The 19,066-nt window shown below is 51.9% G+C and carries 11 protein-coding genes; 6 read left to right on the forward strand and 5 right to left on the reverse strand.

All coding sequences use genetic code 11. The annotated features are described in order from the left end of the window. The first annotated feature begins 284 nt into the window (after positions 1-284). The 3 genes from AC0QH1_RS28380 to AC0QH1_RS28390 all read left to right on the forward strand — a co-directional run bounded on the left by AC0QH1_RS28380 (position 285) and on the right by AC0QH1_RS28390 (position 4,009). Complete coding sequence (locus tag AC0QH1_RS28380) at positions 285-1,823, forward strand: SagB/ThcOx family dehydrogenase (protein WP_324634803.1); 1,539 nt, start codon at positions 285-287, stop codon at positions 1,821-1,823. A gap of 159 nt (positions 1,824-1,982) precedes the next feature. Next, positions 1,983-3,236, forward strand: a complete 1,254-nt coding sequence (locus tag AC0QH1_RS28385) for a DegT/DnrJ/EryC1/StrS family aminotransferase (protein WP_324634804.1) — start codon at positions 1,983-1,985, stop codon at positions 3,234-3,236. A 485-nt stretch (positions 3,237-3,721) separates the two neighbouring features. Continuing rightward, entirely contained in the window at positions 3,722-4,009 is a 288-nt protein-coding gene (locus tag AC0QH1_RS28390; RefSeq protein ID WP_324634805.1) for a DUF2470 domain-containing protein, read from the forward strand. Between the two features lie 110 nt (positions 4,010-4,119). Here AC0QH1_RS28390 and mnmE read toward each other — a convergent pair whose 3' ends face one another. Next, a complete protein-coding gene (gene mnmE, locus AC0QH1_RS28395) occupies positions 4,120-5,505 on the reverse strand; it encodes a tRNA uridine-5-carboxymethylaminomethyl(34) synthesis GTPase MnmE (RefSeq protein WP_324634806.1) in 1,386 nt (461 codons plus the stop codon). A 368-nt stretch (positions 5,506-5,873) separates the two neighbouring features. Here mnmE and AC0QH1_RS28400 point away from each other — a divergent pair, with 368 nt between their 5' ends. Together AC0QH1_RS28400 and AC0QH1_RS28405 are read left to right on the forward strand one after the other, a co-directional pair. Continuing rightward, positions 5,874-6,515, forward strand: coding sequence for a DUF2062 domain-containing protein (locus tag AC0QH1_RS28400; RefSeq protein WP_324634807.1), 642 nt, complete (start codon positions 5,874-5,876; stop codon positions 6,513-6,515). A 148-nt stretch (positions 6,516-6,663) separates the two neighbouring features. Next, positions 6,664-8,904: a tetratricopeptide repeat protein gene (locus AC0QH1_RS28405; protein ID WP_324634808.1), complete on the forward strand. Its 2,241-nt coding sequence runs from the start codon at positions 6,664-6,666 to the stop codon at positions 8,902-8,904. Positions 8,905-9,223: 319 nt separating this feature from the next. Here the strand turns inward: AC0QH1_RS28405 and AC0QH1_RS28410 are convergent, their stop codons facing one another. From AC0QH1_RS28410 to AC0QH1_RS28425, 4 genes are all read right to left on the reverse strand, one after another. Next, positions 9,224-10,804, reverse strand: a complete 1,581-nt coding sequence (locus tag AC0QH1_RS28410; protein WP_324634809.1) for a WD40 repeat domain-containing protein — start codon at positions 10,802-10,804, stop codon at positions 9,224-9,226. Positions 10,805-10,980: 176 nt separating this feature from the next. Continuing rightward, a complete protein-coding gene (locus tag AC0QH1_RS28415) occupies positions 10,981-13,059 on the reverse strand; it encodes an S-layer homology domain-containing protein (RefSeq protein ID WP_324634810.1) in 2,079 nt (692 codons plus the stop codon). A gap of 362 nt (positions 13,060-13,421) precedes the next feature. Continuing rightward, on the reverse strand, positions 13,422-14,102 hold the full coding sequence (locus AC0QH1_RS28420) for a class I SAM-dependent methyltransferase (RefSeq protein WP_324634811.1): 681 nt from the start codon (positions 14,100-14,102) through the stop codon (positions 13,422-13,424). Positions 14,103-14,393: 291 nt separating this feature from the next. Further along, a complete protein-coding gene (locus AC0QH1_RS28425) occupies positions 14,394-15,704 on the reverse strand; it encodes a homoserine dehydrogenase (protein WP_324634812.1) in 1,311 nt (436 codons plus the stop codon). 962 nt (positions 15,705-16,666) lie between these two features. On the opposite strand from AC0QH1_RS28425, the gene AC0QH1_RS28430 reads away from it, so the two are divergent. Beyond that, complete coding sequence (locus AC0QH1_RS28430) at positions 16,667-18,754, forward strand: serine/threonine-protein kinase (protein ID WP_324634813.1); 2,088 nt, start codon at positions 16,667-16,669, stop codon at positions 18,752-18,754. The last annotated feature ends 312 nt before the right edge of the window (positions 18,755-19,066 follow it).

The following is a 19,066-nucleotide window of genomic DNA, read 5'->3' on the forward strand; positions in this document are numbered from 1 at the left end:
CCTCGTAGGGCTTAGGCTGGTCAGCTACCTAAAGTCAGGGGCTAGAAGCCCCGTCTCTTTAGAGCGGGGTGCTGACCCTCGATCGAGCATTTAAAATAGGGTAACAAAAATCCCCAACACTTAACAGTGTTCGAGACTCTCTCTTTCCACAGAGAACCGGGAGTCCCTGGCGCGGATGCCGGGAGTCAACCCGATCCGGGGTTGGGTTTCGGGAGGGAACCGCCAAATTCTGCAGTAAGAATGCCAAAATCGAAACATTACGTTCGATCTTCATCCAACTTCCTATGCCAGAACTCAAAGATTCTATTGCCCAACACTACCACGATCGCACCAAATACGATCCGCAGACCCTGGCGGCGAAGAGCCATCAGTTGGACTGGGAAAACCAACCGCTGCCTTTCAAACAATACAAGATTGGAGCCAAAATTGATTTAAAACCCTATCTGAAAAAAGAATCTACCGCAGAGGAGACAGACGCACAGCGCAAGGGATTGACCCGTTTATCGCGCCTGCTGTTTTGTAGCTATGGCCTAACGGCGAAACTCGCCACCATTACCGGGACGCCAATTTACTTGAGAGCCGCCCCTTCTGCTGGGGGATTATATCCGGCGGAAGTTTACCTAATCTCCTTGGGAACCGCCTATTTACCCAAAGGCTTGTACAACTACCAGACCCAAACCCATTCCTTGGTGCGCTTTTGGGATAGCGACCCTTGGCCAGAGCTGCAAGCGGCCTGTTTTTGGCATCCTGCCTTAGAGCATACCCGAATTGCGATCGTCACCACTGCCATATTTTATCGCTCAGCGTGGCGCTATCAAGACCGGGCCTATCGGCGCATTTTTCTCGATACCGGCCATTTGCTGGGCAACTTGGAGCTAGCTGGCTCCTTATGCGACTATCGACCGCATTTAATTGGCGGATTTAACGATGAAGCGCTGAACGGATTGCTGTATTTAGACTCCGAGCAAGAAGCCACCATCGCCATCGCCCCCCTGGCGGATTTGCTCGATTTCAATCAAAACCTGCCTCAATATCGCAGCGCCTTACCCTCCGCCACCCACACCGAGTATCCCGAGATTCCCGATGGGGAATTGCTTGGCTATTTTCACCAAGCCACCGAAATCGAGTCCGATACCACTGGGGTGGGAGGATGGTTCGGTTCGGATTCCGATGAGGAACCGCAAGAAGATAAGTACAACTTTCCGTTTTGTACGAAAGTCTCGACCAAAACCGCACCCATAGACTGGAAGGAAAATCTGGAAGGATTGGAAACTACTATCCTGAAACGGCGGTCCACCCGCGCCTATAGCGGTGCCCCCCTGACGATTGAGGAACTCAAGGCGCTGCTGGATTTTACCTATCATCCAGAACATTACACCTATGCCACCTTGGATGGCTATCCGGACTTTTTTGATTTGAGCTTGCTGCAGACCTTTGTGGCGGTGTCTTCCGTCACTGGGTTAGATGAAGGCTGTTATTACTATGCGCCGAAGGCGGAAGAGTTGCGCCAAGTCCGGTTTAAGAATTTCCGCCGACAGTTGCATTATTTGTGCTTGGGGCAAGATTTGGGGCGAGATGCCTCGGCGGTGGTGTTTCAGACGGCGGACTTGAATAAGGCGATCGCTAAATATGGCGATCGCGCCTACCGCTATTTGCATATGGATGCCGGACACTTGGGCCAACGCCTCAACCTCGCGGCTATTTACATGACTTTAGGCGTCAGTGGCATCGGCGGCTTTTTTGATGACCAAGTGAACGAAGTCCTGGGCATTCCCGCCGATGAAGCGGTAATCTATATCACAACCCTGGGCCGACCTCGGTAAGGTGAACGGATAGGCAGGGATGAGAAATGAAGTATGAAATTGTCAATCTGAAACCCAACATTTCATACTTCAAACTTTCCAGTTTGAATGGTCTCGATCCTGCGTTCCTCTCCGGTTGCGCTAGAGTAGGCAATTACTGTTTAGATGAGGAGTGAGGCAATGTGGTCGCGCAAACGCTTTGATATTGATTATTCGGATTTGGTTTATGGCTTGGGGGCTGCTTTGAGCTGTCCGCCGCAAAAACGCGCCATAATCCAAACCGAGCTAGAACGCTGGTGGGGTGAAGATGCCAGGGGAGCGGCGATCGCCTGCTTATCGGTGCGATCGGGGTGGGATTTACTGCTGCAAGCGCTGAATTTGCCGCCGGGAAGCGAGGTGGCAATCAGCGCCCTGACGATTCCGGATATGATTGCTATCGTTCGCAATCAAGGGCTGATTCCGGTACCGATTGACTTGGATCCGGCAACGATGGCACCGGATCCGGCGAGTTTGGCAAAGGCGATCGGCCCCCAGACTGGGGTGATTTTAGTGGCTCATTTATTTGGGGGACGGGCAAATATCGAACCCCTGCTAGCGGCGCGCGATCGCTACGGGGCAATTTTGGTGGAAGACTGCGCCCAAGCCTTTACCCCGGATTATAAAGGTCATCGCGAGGCCGATGTTAGCTGTTTCAGTTTCGGCAATATTAAGTTTGCCACTGCTCTCGGCGGCGCATTGCTGCGCGTTCGCGACCCGCAATTGCGCGATCGCATGAGTCAAATCCAAAGCGCCTATCCCCTGCAAGATCGCTTTACCTACACCACTCGGTTGCTCAAATATATGGCCCTCAAGGCTCTTTCCACTCGCGCCGGGTTTTCCTCGCTGATTTTTCTGTGCCGACGGTTGGGGATTGACTATGATTTCGTACTCAATCAAGCAGTGCGCGGGTTCCCCCGCACCGAACTGATTCCTAGGTTGCGTCACCAACCTTGCGCCCCGTTACTCACCCTGCTGAGTCGTCGCCTACAGCGCTACACGCCAGCCCGTCTGGCTTCCCAGGCTGATTTGGGCAAAACCCTGGTGCGGCTGTTACATGAAAGCGGCAATCAGTTTAGGGTTCCGGGTACCGCCAACAGTCCCCATTCTCATTGGGTGGTGCCGATTGTGGCCGAGGATCCGCACGCGGCGATCGCCTCTTTGGCGCAAGCCGGTTTTGATTCCACTCAGGGAAATAGCATGTGCGTGGTGGATCCGCCGGAGACCCATCCGCACCTGGTGCCGGTGAATACGCGCTCGATTTTCGAGAAAATGGTTTATCTGCCTTGTTATCCGGCGATGAATGAGGCAGCATTGGAGCAGATGGTTCGCGCCCTGCAAGCCGGATATGCCACGAATGCCACCGGGGCGATCGCCAATTCCCTTCCCCTGGCCTAACTCTCGCCCGATCGCCGCTTGATGCCACTGCCACAGAATTGCAAACCCTTCTATCATGGTGTCATACCGAATCCGGTCGCTCTCGGTGTGCAGGAGCAAAAGCCCGCACCCGAGAAGGGTGAAGGTCAACGAACCGCCCTTATCGGGTGCGCGAACCTTTCACACCCTACCCGCCGGATTGGGTCTCACCCCCGATTTTTTGCCAATGCTTGACAAATTGTCAAACCTATGATAATGACTCGGGCATCAGCAACACGCCTAACCCGATTTTGCGAGGAATTTACCGATGGCAAACCCAAAACCCACCCCCGTACTGCGCTCTTTTTTTAGTATTAGTTTGTTCGTAATTCTGGTTATTGCTGTGGGCTTTTTGACCTGGAATTTTGTCATTGCGCTAGCCGATAAATTTGCTTAATTCGGTTGTGAAGAAAACCCTAATAATCGTAAGATAAACGAAAACAAATCAAAAGCAAAGGAGTTGTTTTATGGCCGATATAATCACCGAAAAAGTCAGCGATCGCATCTGCACTCATATGAACGACGACCATGCGGATGCCGTACTAATATACGCGCAAACCTATGGCGAAACCCCAGAAGCCACTTCCGCCAAAATGCTCTCCATCGACCCTCTGGGCATGAACCTCACCGCCCAAGTTGACAATCGCGCCGTGCCGGTGCGAATTACCTTCGATCGCACCCTGAAAGATTCCGAAGACGCGCACCATACGTTAATCGACATGCTGAAAAAAGCACGGCAAACCCAATCCGCTTAATCCGCAACCAACCGCGCGTCACCCCCGCTCCAAATTGCTGGAATATCAACCCAATCCACACCGGGGGTGACGCACCGGCCCAATTAAAATCCCACCGAGGAATCGTGAGGTTATTTGCCAATACAAAACCGACTAAATATTCTATCTAACACCGATTCGGTCACTTCTTCCCCAGTGATTTCACCTAAAGCTTGAATCGCACCGCGCAGGTCAATGGTCCAAAAATCTAGAGGCAATTGATTGCGAATGGTTTCTTGCACTTGTAGCAGAGAAGTTTTCGCCCGGGTCAAGGCAGCTTCTTGACGCTGATTGATAGCCATATCCAGATTAGCCGCTTGTAGATTGCCTAGATTCACCGCATCTAAAATCGCTTGTTCTAATTCCTCGATGCCTTGATTGTTCGGGACGGAAGTTTTGACAATTTGAGAGAGATTGTCCAGGGGAGGTAAAGGCGGAAGTTGTGCGACCAAATCGATTTTATTGAGGATTAAAATCAGCCGACGATGGTTGACATGGTGGTAGATTTCTTCATCTTCGGGAGTCCACCCATCTTCTGCAGCGATGGTGAGGAGAACCAGATCGGCAGAATTTGCCGCTTTGCGCGATCGCTCTACGCCAATTTTCTCTACTTGGTCTTCGGTTTGGCGAATTCCGGCGGTATCGAGCACTTGTACCGGAATCCCTTGCACCACTAACTGAGATTCCACCACATCGCGAGTAGTGCCCGGGAGGTTGGTAACGATCGCGCGATCGCTGCGACTCCAGGCATTCAACAAACTAGATTTTCCCACATTCGGACGTCCGACAATAGCCACTTTTAAGCCGGTCCGTAACAATTCCCCGCGATCGGCAGTGGCTAGAATTCTTGACATTTCGCCCACAACCCGGTTAATCTGTTGGATAATTTCCGGCTCATTTAATGGGGGCAAATCTTCTTCAAAATCGATTCGGGCTTCAATTTCAGCCAGGATATCCAGACATTGGGCGCGTAAGGAGCGAATCGGGTGAGCCAATTTGCCTTGCAATTGGGCTAAGGCGGCTTCCGAAGCTGCCGGCGATCGCGCCCCTACCAAATCAGCAATACTTTCGGCTTGGGTTAAATCCAACCGTCCATTTAAAAACGCCCGCAGGGTAAATTCTCCCGGTTGTGCCAGTCGCGCCCCGGCTTCCAGGCACAGTTGCAATACTTGCTGCACTGGCATAATTCCGCCGTGACAGTGAAATTCCACCACATCCTCGCGGGTGAAAGAGCGCGGCGCTTTCATAATCAGCAGCAAGGCTTCATCGACGAGGGCTTGAGTTTGCGGATGGTGAATGTAGCCATAAAGGATGCGGTGGCTGTCCCAGGGTTGCTTTCCTGGGGCGCGAAATAACGTTTTCGCGATCGCCACCGCCTGCGCCCCGGAGAGGCGCACGATGCCAATACTGCCTTGTTGCGGTACGATGGCCGTAGAGATAGCGGCGATCGTCTCGCGCTGCAGGATCTGCTGTGTCATGTTTCCCCTCCCGGTTGAGATTCCCAAAATTTATCTTCTGCGATCGGGGTACCTAAAACGGTGGGTGCAGGTTCAATCCCGATCGCACTCCCGATCGCTGCGGTAGCCCAGGCTATCCTAAGCTAAACTACCGCAACAGTGCTGCCAGAGAGTTTCTGTGCAAAAATCCGCCATTTCCGACTCAATTGGTCTCTATTGTCAATTGTAGGAGATTGAGGCATCAGGGATTTGTCCGGTGGGCATTCCCCGCCGAGATGAAAACACAGTGCCGCTGTGGTTGCATTGACTTCCCAGATTTTTGCCAAGATCGCCTAATGTTCTACAAAATAAAGAAAGAATGTTATCCAAAGACGAACGAAAATCCGACAATGAATCAACTCTCATGGTGGCTAGCTGCCAAAAAACTGATATTCGCCCTTGCTAAGGGATGGAAAAACTTACAGCAGCAGGTAGTTTCAGAAAAACGACTCCGCAAAATCCGTCAGGCGATCGCAAGAGGGCTGTTTGGCGAGGGTAAATCCCAATCCCCTTGGCAGCGACGCCTGCGCTACTGGTATTGCCGCTTACTTCGCCAAAAAGGCTCTCCGGAGTTTCTCGCCCGAGGATTGGCGGTGGGGGTATTTGCCGGGTTGTTCCCCTTGTTTGGTATCCAAACCCTGTTTGGCATCGCCCTGGCTATCCCCTTTCGCGGGAGCAAACTGCTCGCCGCCGCCGGCACTTGGATTAGCAATCCTATCACCTATGGACCGATTTATTTTATCAATTTTGAAGTGGGGCAATGGCTGCTGGGAAGTCACGAAGTCTTCGAGATCGAAAACTTGGAATCCGTAGACGCCTTGCTCGAAGTTGGGGCAGAGTTTATCACCAGCTTGTTTGCAGGCAGTTTGGTGATGGCGTCAGTGTGTTCCCTGGTGGCGTATTGTGTGGGGCTAACGGTGATTCGTCGCTGGCGTGGCGAAGGGAATGGGAACTGGACAGGAAAATTTAACCGGGAGTTGGATCCGAATTAAATGCGATCGCCTTTGCTTTGCCCGACTTGATTTCAAGGGCGATCGCCTGCTTGTCCCAACTTCCCGGGGAATCCGGTAGCATTTTTGATAAATTCCGATACCGCATCGGGCGCTTGATGCATGTCATAATCAATAGAAATTTTGCCTTTTGGGTGCAGCAATGATCGGCCAAATTTTAGATCGACGTTACCGAATTACCAAAGTCCTCAGTTCCGGACAATTCGGACAAACCTATTTAGCAGCGGATACTCATCGTCCGGGGTATCCGCAATGTTTGGTGCGGCAACTTCGTCCCCCAAGCAACAATCCGCGCACCCTGCAAATTATCGAACTTCTTTTTAAAAAAAAGGCCGAATCTCTGGAAAAACTGGGCAAACACGATCGCATTCCGCAACTGCTAGCATTTTTTGAGGAAAATAAAGAGTTTTATCTGGTCGAAGAATTCATTCCCGGACGACCCCTTGCCAGCGAAATCGGTCACGGAAAACCGCTCAACGAAGAACAAACCCGATACTTATTGCAGGAAGTTTTAGAAATTTTGGTGTTCGTTCACGGACATGGTATCGTTCACCGCGATATTCGAGCGGATAATATCGTGCGTCGCCATCAAGATGGTAAATTAGTGTTAATCGATTTTGGTCCGGTTAAAGAAATCAGCTATCAACTGATGAAGGCGCAGGGACAATCGGTGGAAAATGGCACGGGCCGCATTGACAGTTATATTCCTTACGAACAATTTCAAGGTAACTTTTCTTATAATACCGACCTTTATGCAGCAGGCGCGATCGCCATTCAAGCCCTTACCGGGTTTTCGGCACCAGAAGTGGGCAAACTGCTCAAAAGCACTCACAATTCCAACGGCAAACACTGGCCTCACGGGGTTAATCTCACTCTAGAATTTCGCGAGATCCTGGATAAAATGGTGCATCCCGATCCGAGCCAACGGTATCAGTCGGCAACGGAAGTGCTGGCAGACCTGCGAAAACTCAACGCCGCTTCCTCGGGGCCGGCACCGATTCCGCTACCGCCACCGCCCCCTCCCCGATCGCCCGAAGAAGTGGCCGCAGGCAATGTGCCAGTGTCGCGGGGTCGCACTGGCCGCAGGTTCTCGCCCCCGATCGCGATTTTACTGGGCATCGGGGCGGCGATCGCTCTGTTGGTTATCGGGTTGATTATGTATAATCGCTTGTCCAGCCAGCGGGTTGCCCCCTTACAAGATAGCAGCGCCGCCCTTACCGATAGGGAGGACAGTGAAGCGACCCTAGACCAGCTCGATCGCGCCGTGTCTCAGGCTCCGAACGACCCGGAGGCGCATTACCAGCGGGGTAATGTGTTATACAAAAAAGGCGACTACGAAGCGGCGATCGGGGATTATACAAGTACCATTCGCCTAGATCCGGAGCGGGTAGATGCCTATTACAATCGCGGATTGGCGCGCTACGAACTCGGGGAAGATGCCACCGCCGTAGAGGATTTTACCGAAGTCCTGCGACGCAAGCCCACGGATGCGGATGCATATTACCAGCGGGGGCTGGCATATCACGGCATCGGCGACTATGCGGCTGCTATTGCCGACTATACAAAAGCGATCGACCTGAAGCCGGAATTGGCAAACCTCGCCTATCTCAATCGCGGCTTATCCCGTTCGGCGGCGGATGACAAACAAGGGGCGATCGCCGATTATACCAAAGCCCTGAAGCTAGATCCGAAAAATCCCGATACCTATTACAGTCGCGGGCGGGCGCGATTCTTTCTGGCAGACTATCAGGGAGCGATGGAGGATTATAGCGAAGCGATCGCCTTAAATCCGGAAGCCTCCGCCTATTATACCAATCGCTGCGGCGCTTACTTGAATTTGTCCGAGTACGAAAAAGCGATCGCCGATTGTACCCAAGCCCTAGAACTGGATCCGAAAGATGCCACCGCCTCTGGCAACCGCTGTATCGCCTATATGAATCAAGAAAATTACCCGCAAGCCGTGGTGGATTGTACCGAGGCGATTCAGCTCGATCCCGATAATGCCAAATTGTATAGCAATCGCGGCTTGGCCCGGGCAAAAGCCGGGGATTTGGAAGGCGCGATCGCCGACTACACCCGCGCGATTCAAGCCGTCCCCAGCGATGCCGTCGCCTATAACAATCGCGGCGAAGCTTACGCCAAACAGGGCAACTTCGCCCAAGCGATCGCCGACTATACCCAAGCCATTCGCTTAAAACCCGATTACGATAGTGCGTATTACAACCGAGGCATGGTTCGCAGTCAGTTAGGAGATAAACCCGGGGCGATCGACGATTTGCAAAAAGCCGGCACCCTCTGCCTCGATCGCGGCATGGCCGGCTGTTACAATGACGCCCAATTCCAAATTCGCCAGTTACGCGGCGAGGAATGATATAATGTTAGTTTGAGGCCAACAAAATAAAAAGGCAAACCAAATCAAAAGCGGGCGATTAAAATCGCACCTCGGCAAACCACATAAAAAGCGGGCGATTAAAATCGCACCTCGGCAAACCAAGTCCGCCTACGCGGACTAATTCGTTTTAACCCTATAGCTTCCAACTCGACGGATAAAAAACCACAAATGACCAATGACCAATGACCAATGACAAAGGACAAATGACCAATGACCAATGACCAATGACCAATGACAAAGGACAAAGGACAAATGACCAATGACCAATGACCAATGACCAATGACAAAGGACCAATAACTAACCCCCTTCAGACAGAATTTGCCAAATTTGGATGCGATCGCCACCCAGGAGAAGGGTGCGATCGGCAGCAAACGTGAGGTATCGGGCGGGGGCGATCGCCGTAGCGATCGGGCGTCCCGTGGCGATATCCCACAATTGAGTCCCCGCTTCGCTAGTGGAGGCGATCGCCCTCCCATCCGGGGTAAACGCCAAGTCGTAAACGTACTGAAATGCGTCTGGTAAAGCGACGGTTTGCTGGCGCTGACCGGATTGTAAATCCCACAGGGTAAACTGACGATAAGTTCCCGCCGCCACCCTCTGTCCATCGGGACTAATTGCCAATGCTTCCACCACAAAACCAAACTCTCCCGCTTCCAGAGTGCGCACTAAGGTACCATTGAGCAAATTCCACACTTTCACCCGATTATCCAGATGACCGCTGACTAACGTGCGCGCGTTGGGGGTGAGAGCGATCGCGGTGACATCGGCAGAATTCGGCAGGGTCAAGGTCAATCGTCCGGTTTCCAACTCCCACAACTCGATGCCTCGGGGGCTAGCGGTGGCCAAGGTGCGCTGGTTGGAGGTAATCGCCACCCCTTGTACCCCCCGATTTGCCGCATCCGGCACTCTGCGGTTCAGGGTATTGAGAATTTCGCCCGATCGCAAGTTCCATAAAATGACCTTGCCCTCCGCATCTCCACTCACCAAAGTGCGCTTGTCCGCACTTATCGCCAATGCCTTCACCGGCGCGTCATGCCCGCGTAAAGTCGTCAGTAACTCCAATCCGCGCCAATCCCACAGTTGGATGCCCTGGTTCCCGCTAGCGGTGGCCAACAAGCTGCGATCGGGACTGAGGGTCATTGCTCTCACTTCTCCGGGCGTGGCGATCGCATTAGCCAATTCTAACCCTTCCCATCCTAAATTCACTCCAATCCTCGGCGCGAATTGCAAAAAGCGATCGATAGGAATCGCGGCATTGACAAAGGTGGCATTTTCGTTTAATCTTGCTTGAATCGCCACTGCCCTTCCCCAAGCATCTAACACCACGCCACCGCTGAGAGTGGGTTGCAATGCACTGGTATAGATTAACCGATAGTCCGGGGAGGGAGTATTGCCCGGAAAAGATACCCACTCCCCGGCAGCAAATAAAGTGGTTTGCGGTTCGGTGGCCACGGCGAGATAGATATTCGAGTCCGAAGGAGAGGCAAGCTGTGCCACGGGATAGTCGCGATCGCTGGTAAACTCCACCACCGCCAAATCCCCCCCGGGCAAACGCCGCACGCGATCGCCACTCACCCGATAGCGCCGACCATCCGCCGTGAAAAGCTCCCACCTCTCCCCCCCCGAGAGCGCTTGCTGGGTAGTGAGAACCGAGTAAGTATTCCCCTGTCGCCCCACGATCGCCCCAGAACCGCTCGTTTCTCCGGAAATATACACCGAGATATTTTTGGCAATCTGATTCAACTCCGCGATTGCCAGTGGCGCATTCCCCTCTCGCGTCTGCGCGATCGCCCGCGAAGGTAACGCGGGGGGAAAGCCGGTTCCGGTTGCGATCGCCGCCCCGAGTAATATCGCCGTCATCTGTTTGAATAAACCCATAAGGTTAATCCGCCATCAAAAATAAAGTATCAAAAACATCCCTCGGCCAGGGGGCATATTGTCTGCACTCTTGCATTCGGAGGGATCGGATCGCACAGGATTAGTCCGCTGAGGCGGACAACGAAAAGCCCAGGCGCGATTTCAATCCCTCGCATCGATTGGCTTTCCGTTCCGTCTCACTGCTGCGACACTTCCCAGATTTTGATATCCCACCCGCCTGCAACCAGGGTTTGGCCGTCTGGGGTGAAGGCGATCGCCTGGGCGAAGGTGGGGAAAACATGCAGCAGCGCGCCGGTTCGCACGTTCCAGACGCCGATCGCTTCCTCATCCCCTTCTTTCCCGCTACTGACGAGGTTCTCTCCGTCCCGGGTAAAGGTCAAATCCACAAACGATGCTGCCGGATCGCGGGCGAGGGTGCGAAGTAAATCCCCGGTGGCAATATCCCACAGGCGAACGCTACCCTCGCTACCAGTTGCCAAGGTTTGATTGTCCGGACTGATGGCCAAAGCGTTTACGGGGTTGATATCGGCGGAAATCGTGCGAACTAACGCGCCATTATCCACCCGCCAGATTTTCACCAATCCGTCATCGCTGCTGCTGGCAACCAATTGCCCATCCGGACTGAGGGTTAATCCCAAAATCGAACTCCCATGTGAGTTAATCGTGAGGGTGGATTCGCCGGTATTGAGATTCCAAAAGATAATCGTGCGATCGCGACTGCTGCTAATCAGGGTATTGCCATCCGGGGCGATCGCCACACTGGTGATTTCGTCCCCATGTTCGGTGAGGGTATTTTTTAATTCTCCCGTTCGCAAATCCCAGATTTTTAGGGTCGCGTCTCCTCCGCCACTGACCAAGGTTTTGCCATCCGGGGCGATCGCTAACGCGCCGACGCGGGTGGAATGTCCGGGCAAGGTGCGAATCAACTCCCCACTTCGCAACGACCACAGATTGATCTGACCGTTATCCGGTCCGAGATGACCGCTTGCCATCACCGACCCTTCTGGCCCGATCGCGAGCGAAACCGCATCCCGCGACGCTTTCACCGGTTCGCAACTGCGGTTTCCTTCCCCATCGCTGACGCATTTTTCTATAGTCGAATCCCGGTCGATTCCCGAGGGTTGAAAGTTTAAAATACTGGTGAGTACGGCATTTTGCCATTGGGAATTGGCCGCCGCGATCGGCATTTCCTCTGGGGTGGCAATTTCGTCAGGGATATCCAGTTCTTGCGCCCCTGCGGTTTCCTCGGGGGTATCCAGTTCTTGCGCCCCTGCGGTTTCCTCGGGGATATCCAGTTCTTGCGCCCCTGCGGTTTCCTCGGGGGTATCCAGTTCTTGCGCCCCTGCGGTTTCCTCGGGGGTATCCAGTTCTTGCGCCGTTGCGGTTTCCTCGGGGGTAGGGGATGGCGAGGATAATTCTTCCGCCGGGGTGGAAGCGATCGCAGGTTGTTGCGCGATGGCAACATACTCTTGTGGAATCAGCGCCACTGGTTGCGAACTCGCGATCGCCTGACAGAGAAATGCCGCCAGTTCCCCGCGACTCACTGGTTCGGTGGGATTCAAGATGCGGCGATCGGGATAATTCACCACCAGTCCTTGATTTACCCCTGCCGCGATCGCATTGCGGGCAAAATCCGGAATCCCATCCCAATCTGCCAGAGATGCTTCCAAAATCGCCATCGGATCCGAGGGGGATTCGTACTTCAACCCCCTTGACAATAACGCCAACGCTTGCCACCGAGGCAGTTCCTTCGTCGGATTGAAAATTCGACCGGAGTAACTGGAAATAAATCCCCGGGTATAAGCTGCTTCGATAATATCCCGCGCCCAATAATCCGTAGGAATATCCACAAATTCAATTCCGTCGCGCACCTGTTCGGAGTCGGGAAATGCTCTGCCAATCACCGCCGCATATTCCACCCGCTGCACCGGATCCTCTGGGCGAAAATTTTCCTCGGAAAACACCGTCAGAATGTCCCGCGCGGCCAAATCTTCAATGCAACTGCGCGCCCAATGGTTCTGAATATCGGAAAAGACCACCTGCGCCCATACCGGAAACGGTAGTGAAACCCAAAACAGGGTGCCCCCTGCCAATATCAGCACTGACAAAGGCACCCGGGGTGGGGATTTCGCCGCTTCCCTCCCTCCGGGTAGGGAAACTGCTTGACCTCGCGCCACCGTTGGATGAGTGCTACCACGAAAAATCGTCGGGAGTTTATGCCAGAAGTTCATCGCTAACCACAACCATGCTGCCAAAAGTGTTAACCTGGGTGAGCATCGCCTCTCCCCCGAGTTTATCTTAATGAATTTTCCGGGAAAAAAACAGTCTGCGACTCTGGAAAAGGCGGTGCTTTCACTCATCGGTTACATCGTTCTCCACCAGGGGAATCAATTTTTCCCGACAACCCAGGCAAATGCAAAAGTCTGTTTTCCCTTTTGCACCGTCTCAACCCTCGCCATTTTTCTCTCCTATCCGGATAGGTTGTTCAAAGGTTGGTGCTGGTTTTTTCTCTGGAGGAAATTAATGCGTTTCGCTTTCCTTACTCGTTGCCAGCACTGGTAGGGTAAGCATTGCCCACCCTACAATTTACTGCCCCATGCATTCTTCCCCAATTCGATTAAACCGACTCGCGCGAAACTAACAGAATATCTTGCGCGGATAAAAACTCGCTTCGACCGCACCAAGACCCATAATAAATCGGTTGCTTCACGGTTAAACCGAATTTTTCGCACTGCTGTAGCACAAATTCCTCTTCATAAGCAACGGCGGATTCCGGAACCTCTTTGCTGATGGTGCGATACTGGTCAAACTGATAGTTGAATGCAATATTGCTCTGGGCCGATTCTATCAAAGCGCGCGATTCTTCATTGAGCAAATAAAGGGTCAGCAATGCGCGTCCGCCCACTTTTAAAACCCTGGCAATTTCGCTGAAGTAATTCTCCAATTCTTCGGGTAAAATATGCGTTAAAACCGAGGTTAAAAAGACAAAATTAAAGTTCTTTTTGGGGTAAGGGAATTGATAGTTACTGGCGCTATAGCGTCCCGTAGGATTGTAAGATTTATTGTAAATATCCGCCAGTTGGAAGTGAAAATTGGGATACTGAGGGGTAATAAAGTCTTGGCACCATTTTATCCCGGTTTCGACGATATCAAATCCTTCGTAAGTGCCTTGTGGGTTGAGATATTCGGTCAGGGGAACCGCCATCCGTCCCACACCACATCCCACATCTAAAACGCGATCGTCGGGTTGCAATCCGCATAAATCGATAAAATAGCTGGCAAATTCGCGGCCAATCATTTTAAAACTCCCCCCGACAAATAATCGTAAGGGTTTGGGGGGGAGTAATTCGGGGGAGTGTTTCGATTTGATTGTGGATGGTTGATTGACCATAAAAGGTTGGCTTTAGAGTAGGGATGGGAGATGAAACAAAAGGGTGAAAATGGGTGGGAATGTTGGCTGGAAATAGGCTGTTAAGTGTGTCTAAAACCAGGGGTTCTGGGGGAGGCGGAGCCTCGGGGAGACGTTCCCAGGCAAGAGCCTGGGAACGAGTTAAGCCTGGGAACGAGTTAATCTCCGGAAAAGAAAGGGTTACAAGACGCGCAGGAGACTGGGGATAGAAGCGATCGCCTCTAACTGGCGAATTTCCTCTAATGCCTGGTTAAAATTGCCTTCGCGCACGTCATGGGTGACTACCACAATTTCCGCCCGGTTGTCGCGCATTCCGATTTGGACGACGGATTCCAAACTCACCCCATTGTTGCCGAAAATCGTGCCTAATTGACCGATAACGCCGGGATAATCTTCGGTAAGAAAGCGGGTGTAAAATCGCGTCATCACATCTTCCATTGGGGCGATCGCGCAATAATGGTGATGCGTGCAACTCAGTAGCGGATGAGGAATCGGTTCGGTTTCCGTTTTCAGCACTGCCGCCACATTTAAAATATCGGCAACCACCGCACTTGCCGTAGGACCAGCGCCGGCACCTTTGCCATAAAACATCACTTCGCCAATGGGTTCTCCTGACAAGAAAATGGCATTAAATACCCCATTAATATTGGCCAAGGGATGAGATTTCGGCACCAAGGTGGGATGTACGCGCAACTGCAATCGGTCTTCGGTGGATTGTGCCGATTTCGGGTTATCTTCGCGCTTAGCGATCGCCAGCAACTTGATAACAAACCCGAGTTTATCCGCATAGGCGATATCCGCCGCATTCACCTGACGAATGCCTTCGGTATAAATTTCTTCGCGCTTAATGCGTCCTGCAAATGCCAAAGAAGCGAGAATAGCAATTTTATCTGCTGCATCCAACCCATCCACATCGGCGGTGGGGTCTGCTTCAGCGTAACCCAAGTTTTGCGCGTCAGCGAGAACCTCGGCAAAATCAGCCCCCTCATCTTGCATTCGGGTGAGGATATAGTTCGTGGTGCCATTGACGATGCCGATCGCGGTATGGATCCGGTTGCTGCCTAAGGATTGTTTTAGGGGTTGAATCACCGGAATACCGCCGCCCACTGCTGCTTCTAGCATGACATAGATGCCCTTTTCGTTGGCGGCGGTAAAGATTTCTTCGCCGTAACGCGCGATAACCGCTTTGTTGGCGGTGACGATATGTTTCCCGTGGGAAATTGCCTGTAAAATGAGCGATCGCGCCGGTTCGAGGCCCCCGATTAATTCCACCACAATATCAATTTCGGGATCGGTGACGATCGCTTCTAAATCCGCCGTCAAGATATCCGTCGGAATGTCCACCGAACGGGGTTTATCCGGCGATCGCACCCCCACTTTGGCGATTTCCAATTCCTGCAATAACGGATGACGCCCCGCCGCATCCAGCAGGATTTGCGCCGTTCCCGTTCCAACCGTTCCCAATCCCAGTAAACCGATTTTGAAAGTCACAATCTTTTCATCCGTAACCGACTATTTCAATCCCATCAAAGGGATTCGTAGAGACGCTTGTGGCGTTTCTACTCCCACCAAGCACGTTGAGGGTATCCTACCACAGTTTGAACGCTTCGCACCCACTTGTTTTCCCTTGCATCTGATTTGTGCAATTGGGCAGGGATCCGCCACCGAGCTGCATGGCGGATCGCGGTCCAGAGCGCCACGGTTTCCCCTAGGGCGATCGGCGCGCCCTAGGAGGGGCGATCGCAATTGGCACTGGGCGCAGATGGGGTGTCGTTATTCAGGAGTTCCACATCGGCGTATCAGTCATTAGGCATCTGAAAGGGTGGGCATTTTGTCCTCATAGTTTTGCCACCCCCCGGCAAACATGATGCAGGCGTTCATCTGGCACAATCGAGTGCATTCATCATTTCTGGGAAAACCCGGGGTTAAGCGATTGTAACTGTTGGTGGTTTAAGCGATTAGTCATTGAATTGGGTTCCGGTAGCGTTCTGGAGGTTCGCCCTGTGCGAACGCTGATTTTCGTTCCCTTGATGGAGCGTGCTAATATAACTCGAAATTTATACTAAATATTTTTAAAATGCCCCGTTAGAGGGTATCGTGCGATGCGATCGGCACCAGTGACTTTAGCGCCTCTCAAATAAAAGCGGTTTTGTAAACTGAACTTGCAGCAGGGTAGCTGAATGAACTTGCGCGATGCACATGAGACAAATTTTGTCAATCTTTTTTTTAAACGGAGGCTGGAGAAGGTGCGAAGAGACCGAGAAATCCATAATTGGCGGTGACTTCTCGATTAAAGTAGGAAAGAGGGGTCAGCGCGATTTCAATCCCCTGAGAATCGGATTGTGGCATAATCGAGTGGCAACCATGCAAGCGAAGAATGGTGTCATTGAAATTCTCGCGTCCCTCACGGGGGTAGGGTCATCAGCAGTTAGTACAACAGAATCACTGGTAATATGCGCGGAACAATACTTGGTGGGCGGTACAATATCATCAATACCTTGGGGAGTGGCGGATTTGGCACCACATTTCTGGCCCAGGACCGGCATCTCCCCGGAACTCCGTTGTGCGCGGTTAAGCAATTGAAACCTGTGGCAACAGATCCGGCAACGCTACAGATTTCCAGACGATTATTCGATACGGAAGCGAAGGTGCTGCACGAGTTAGGACATCACGAGAGCATTCCGAAGTTATTTGCCTATTTTGAAGAAAATCAAGAGTTTTATTTGGTGCAGGAATTCGTCGAGGGACGGGATTTAAGTGAAGAAATCGTTCCGGGCGATCGCCTGGATGAACCGGCGGTGATTTCTCTGCTGCAAGAACTGTTAGAAATATTGGCTTTCGTTCATCAAAAAAATGTAATTCATCGGGATATCAATCCGCGCAATATCCTGCGGCGCAAGGGAGATAAAAAATTAGCGTTAATTGATTTCGGCGCGGTGAAACAGCTCACCACTCAAATGGTGAATGCCGGTTCGCAATCTCCGGTGAGTGTCTGTATAGGGACTCCCGGATATCTTCCCAGCGAACAAGCGAATGGCAATCCGAAACCCAGTAGCGATATTTATGCGGTTGGGGTTCTCGCCATTCAAGCGCTGACAGGATTGAGTCCGACTCAATTTCCCCTAGATCCGCAAACGAATGAAATTAACTGGCATGATGCGGTAGAAGTCAGTACGCCGTTGCAGAACGTTATCGATAAAATGGTGCGCTATGACTTTCGCGATCGCTATCCTTCAGCAGTGGAAGCGTTGCAGGCAATCAATGATTTGAGGCAACCCACGGCGGCGACATTTCCGGTGTCTCCGGCGTTGGTTGCGCCACCCAAACTGACGGCGGGGCGATCGAAACTTCTCGTGGGGGCGATCGCGGTGGCGGTTCTCGGTCTCGGAACTGCGATCGCGTCGGTTTCGATTATGAATACGATTAATTCTTCTACCGCCAGCGAATTGTATAGCAAAGGGCTAACCCTTTCGAGTTTGAATCGCTATGAAGAAGCGCTGAAATCGTTTGAAAAAGGGCTGAAAATTAAGCCAGATTTTGTAGACCTGTGGGAAAGTAAAGGAGAAACGCTGTATGAGTTAAATCGGTATGAAGAGGGACTAGATGCGTTCGATCGCGCCATTCAATTGAGTCCGAGTTCTGTAATGGGTTGGCGGGGACGGGGATATGTGCTGAATCAATTAGAGCGCTTTGAAGAGGCGATCGCGGCGTTTGAAAAGGCGATCGCTCTGTCTCCAGACTCCGCTCAATCTTGGTCTGGCAAAGGAAATGCCCTGGTGAAGTTACAGCGCTACGAAGAAGCGATCGCCGCCTATGATGAAGCGGTCGAGTTGCAACCAGACTATCCGGAAGCGTGGTACAGTCGCGGGTGGGCTTTGCATCAATTAAATTCCTACGAAAAGGCGTTTGAATCTTACGATAAAGCGGTTAATTATCAATTTGATTATCCCGTAGCCTGGTATCATCGCGGCAATGTGTTGATGCAAATGAAGGAGTATAAAAAGGCGGTGGAATCTTACGATAAAGCCGTGCGATTTCAGCCGAATTTTCATCAAGCGTGGTACAGTCGCGGCAGTGCGTTGTCTCATTTGGAAAAGTATGAAGAGGCGATCGGGTCTTATGAAAAAGCCGTTAAATTCAAACCCAGCTATGAAGAAGCCTGGTATCATTTAGGCTGGGCACGCCACGAGCTGCGTCGCTACGAAGCGGCGATCGATGCCTACAACAAAGCTCTAGATTTAAACCGCAATCACAATCGCGCCTGGTACAACCGAGGCAACGCCCTTTACAATTTAAACCGCTATCAAGAGGCGATTTATTCCTATGATGAAGCCGTGTATGTGAAACCAGACGATGCCGAATCCTGGTATGGAAAGGGCAATTCTCTGGTCAAATTAACCCGCTATGAGGAGGCGATATCCGCTTATGAAAAAGCCTTGCGCTACCAACCGGATTACAACGCCGCTAAGGACGGCAAAAAACAAGCCGAAAAAGAAATAGAGAAGCGTCAAAAAGCACAAGAAGAAGAGCAAAGTCGCTAATGTTAATACTCCTTCTGTTGGATGAGAACGGTACGAACCCGATGGGTGGGAGGATAGCAACCTGCAGCGAGACCGCTTTCGCAGATAATTGCGATCGACCCGTCTTTCTCATTCCCGATATCGATCCTGCATCCAACTGGGGCAATTTTTCCCGCGATATAGCTGAGGCAAATTGTGGTAAAATATAGGGTAACTTTGCACAAAGTGGAGGAGTAATGGCGGAAGTGACAGCGGAGTGTCAGGGACTCCGTAGAAACCAACCCCATGTCTAAAGCCAGGGGCTTGTACTTCTAACCACCTGACCAGCCTAAA

The sequence above is a fragment of the Phormidium sp. CCY1219 genome (assembly GCF_055795085.1).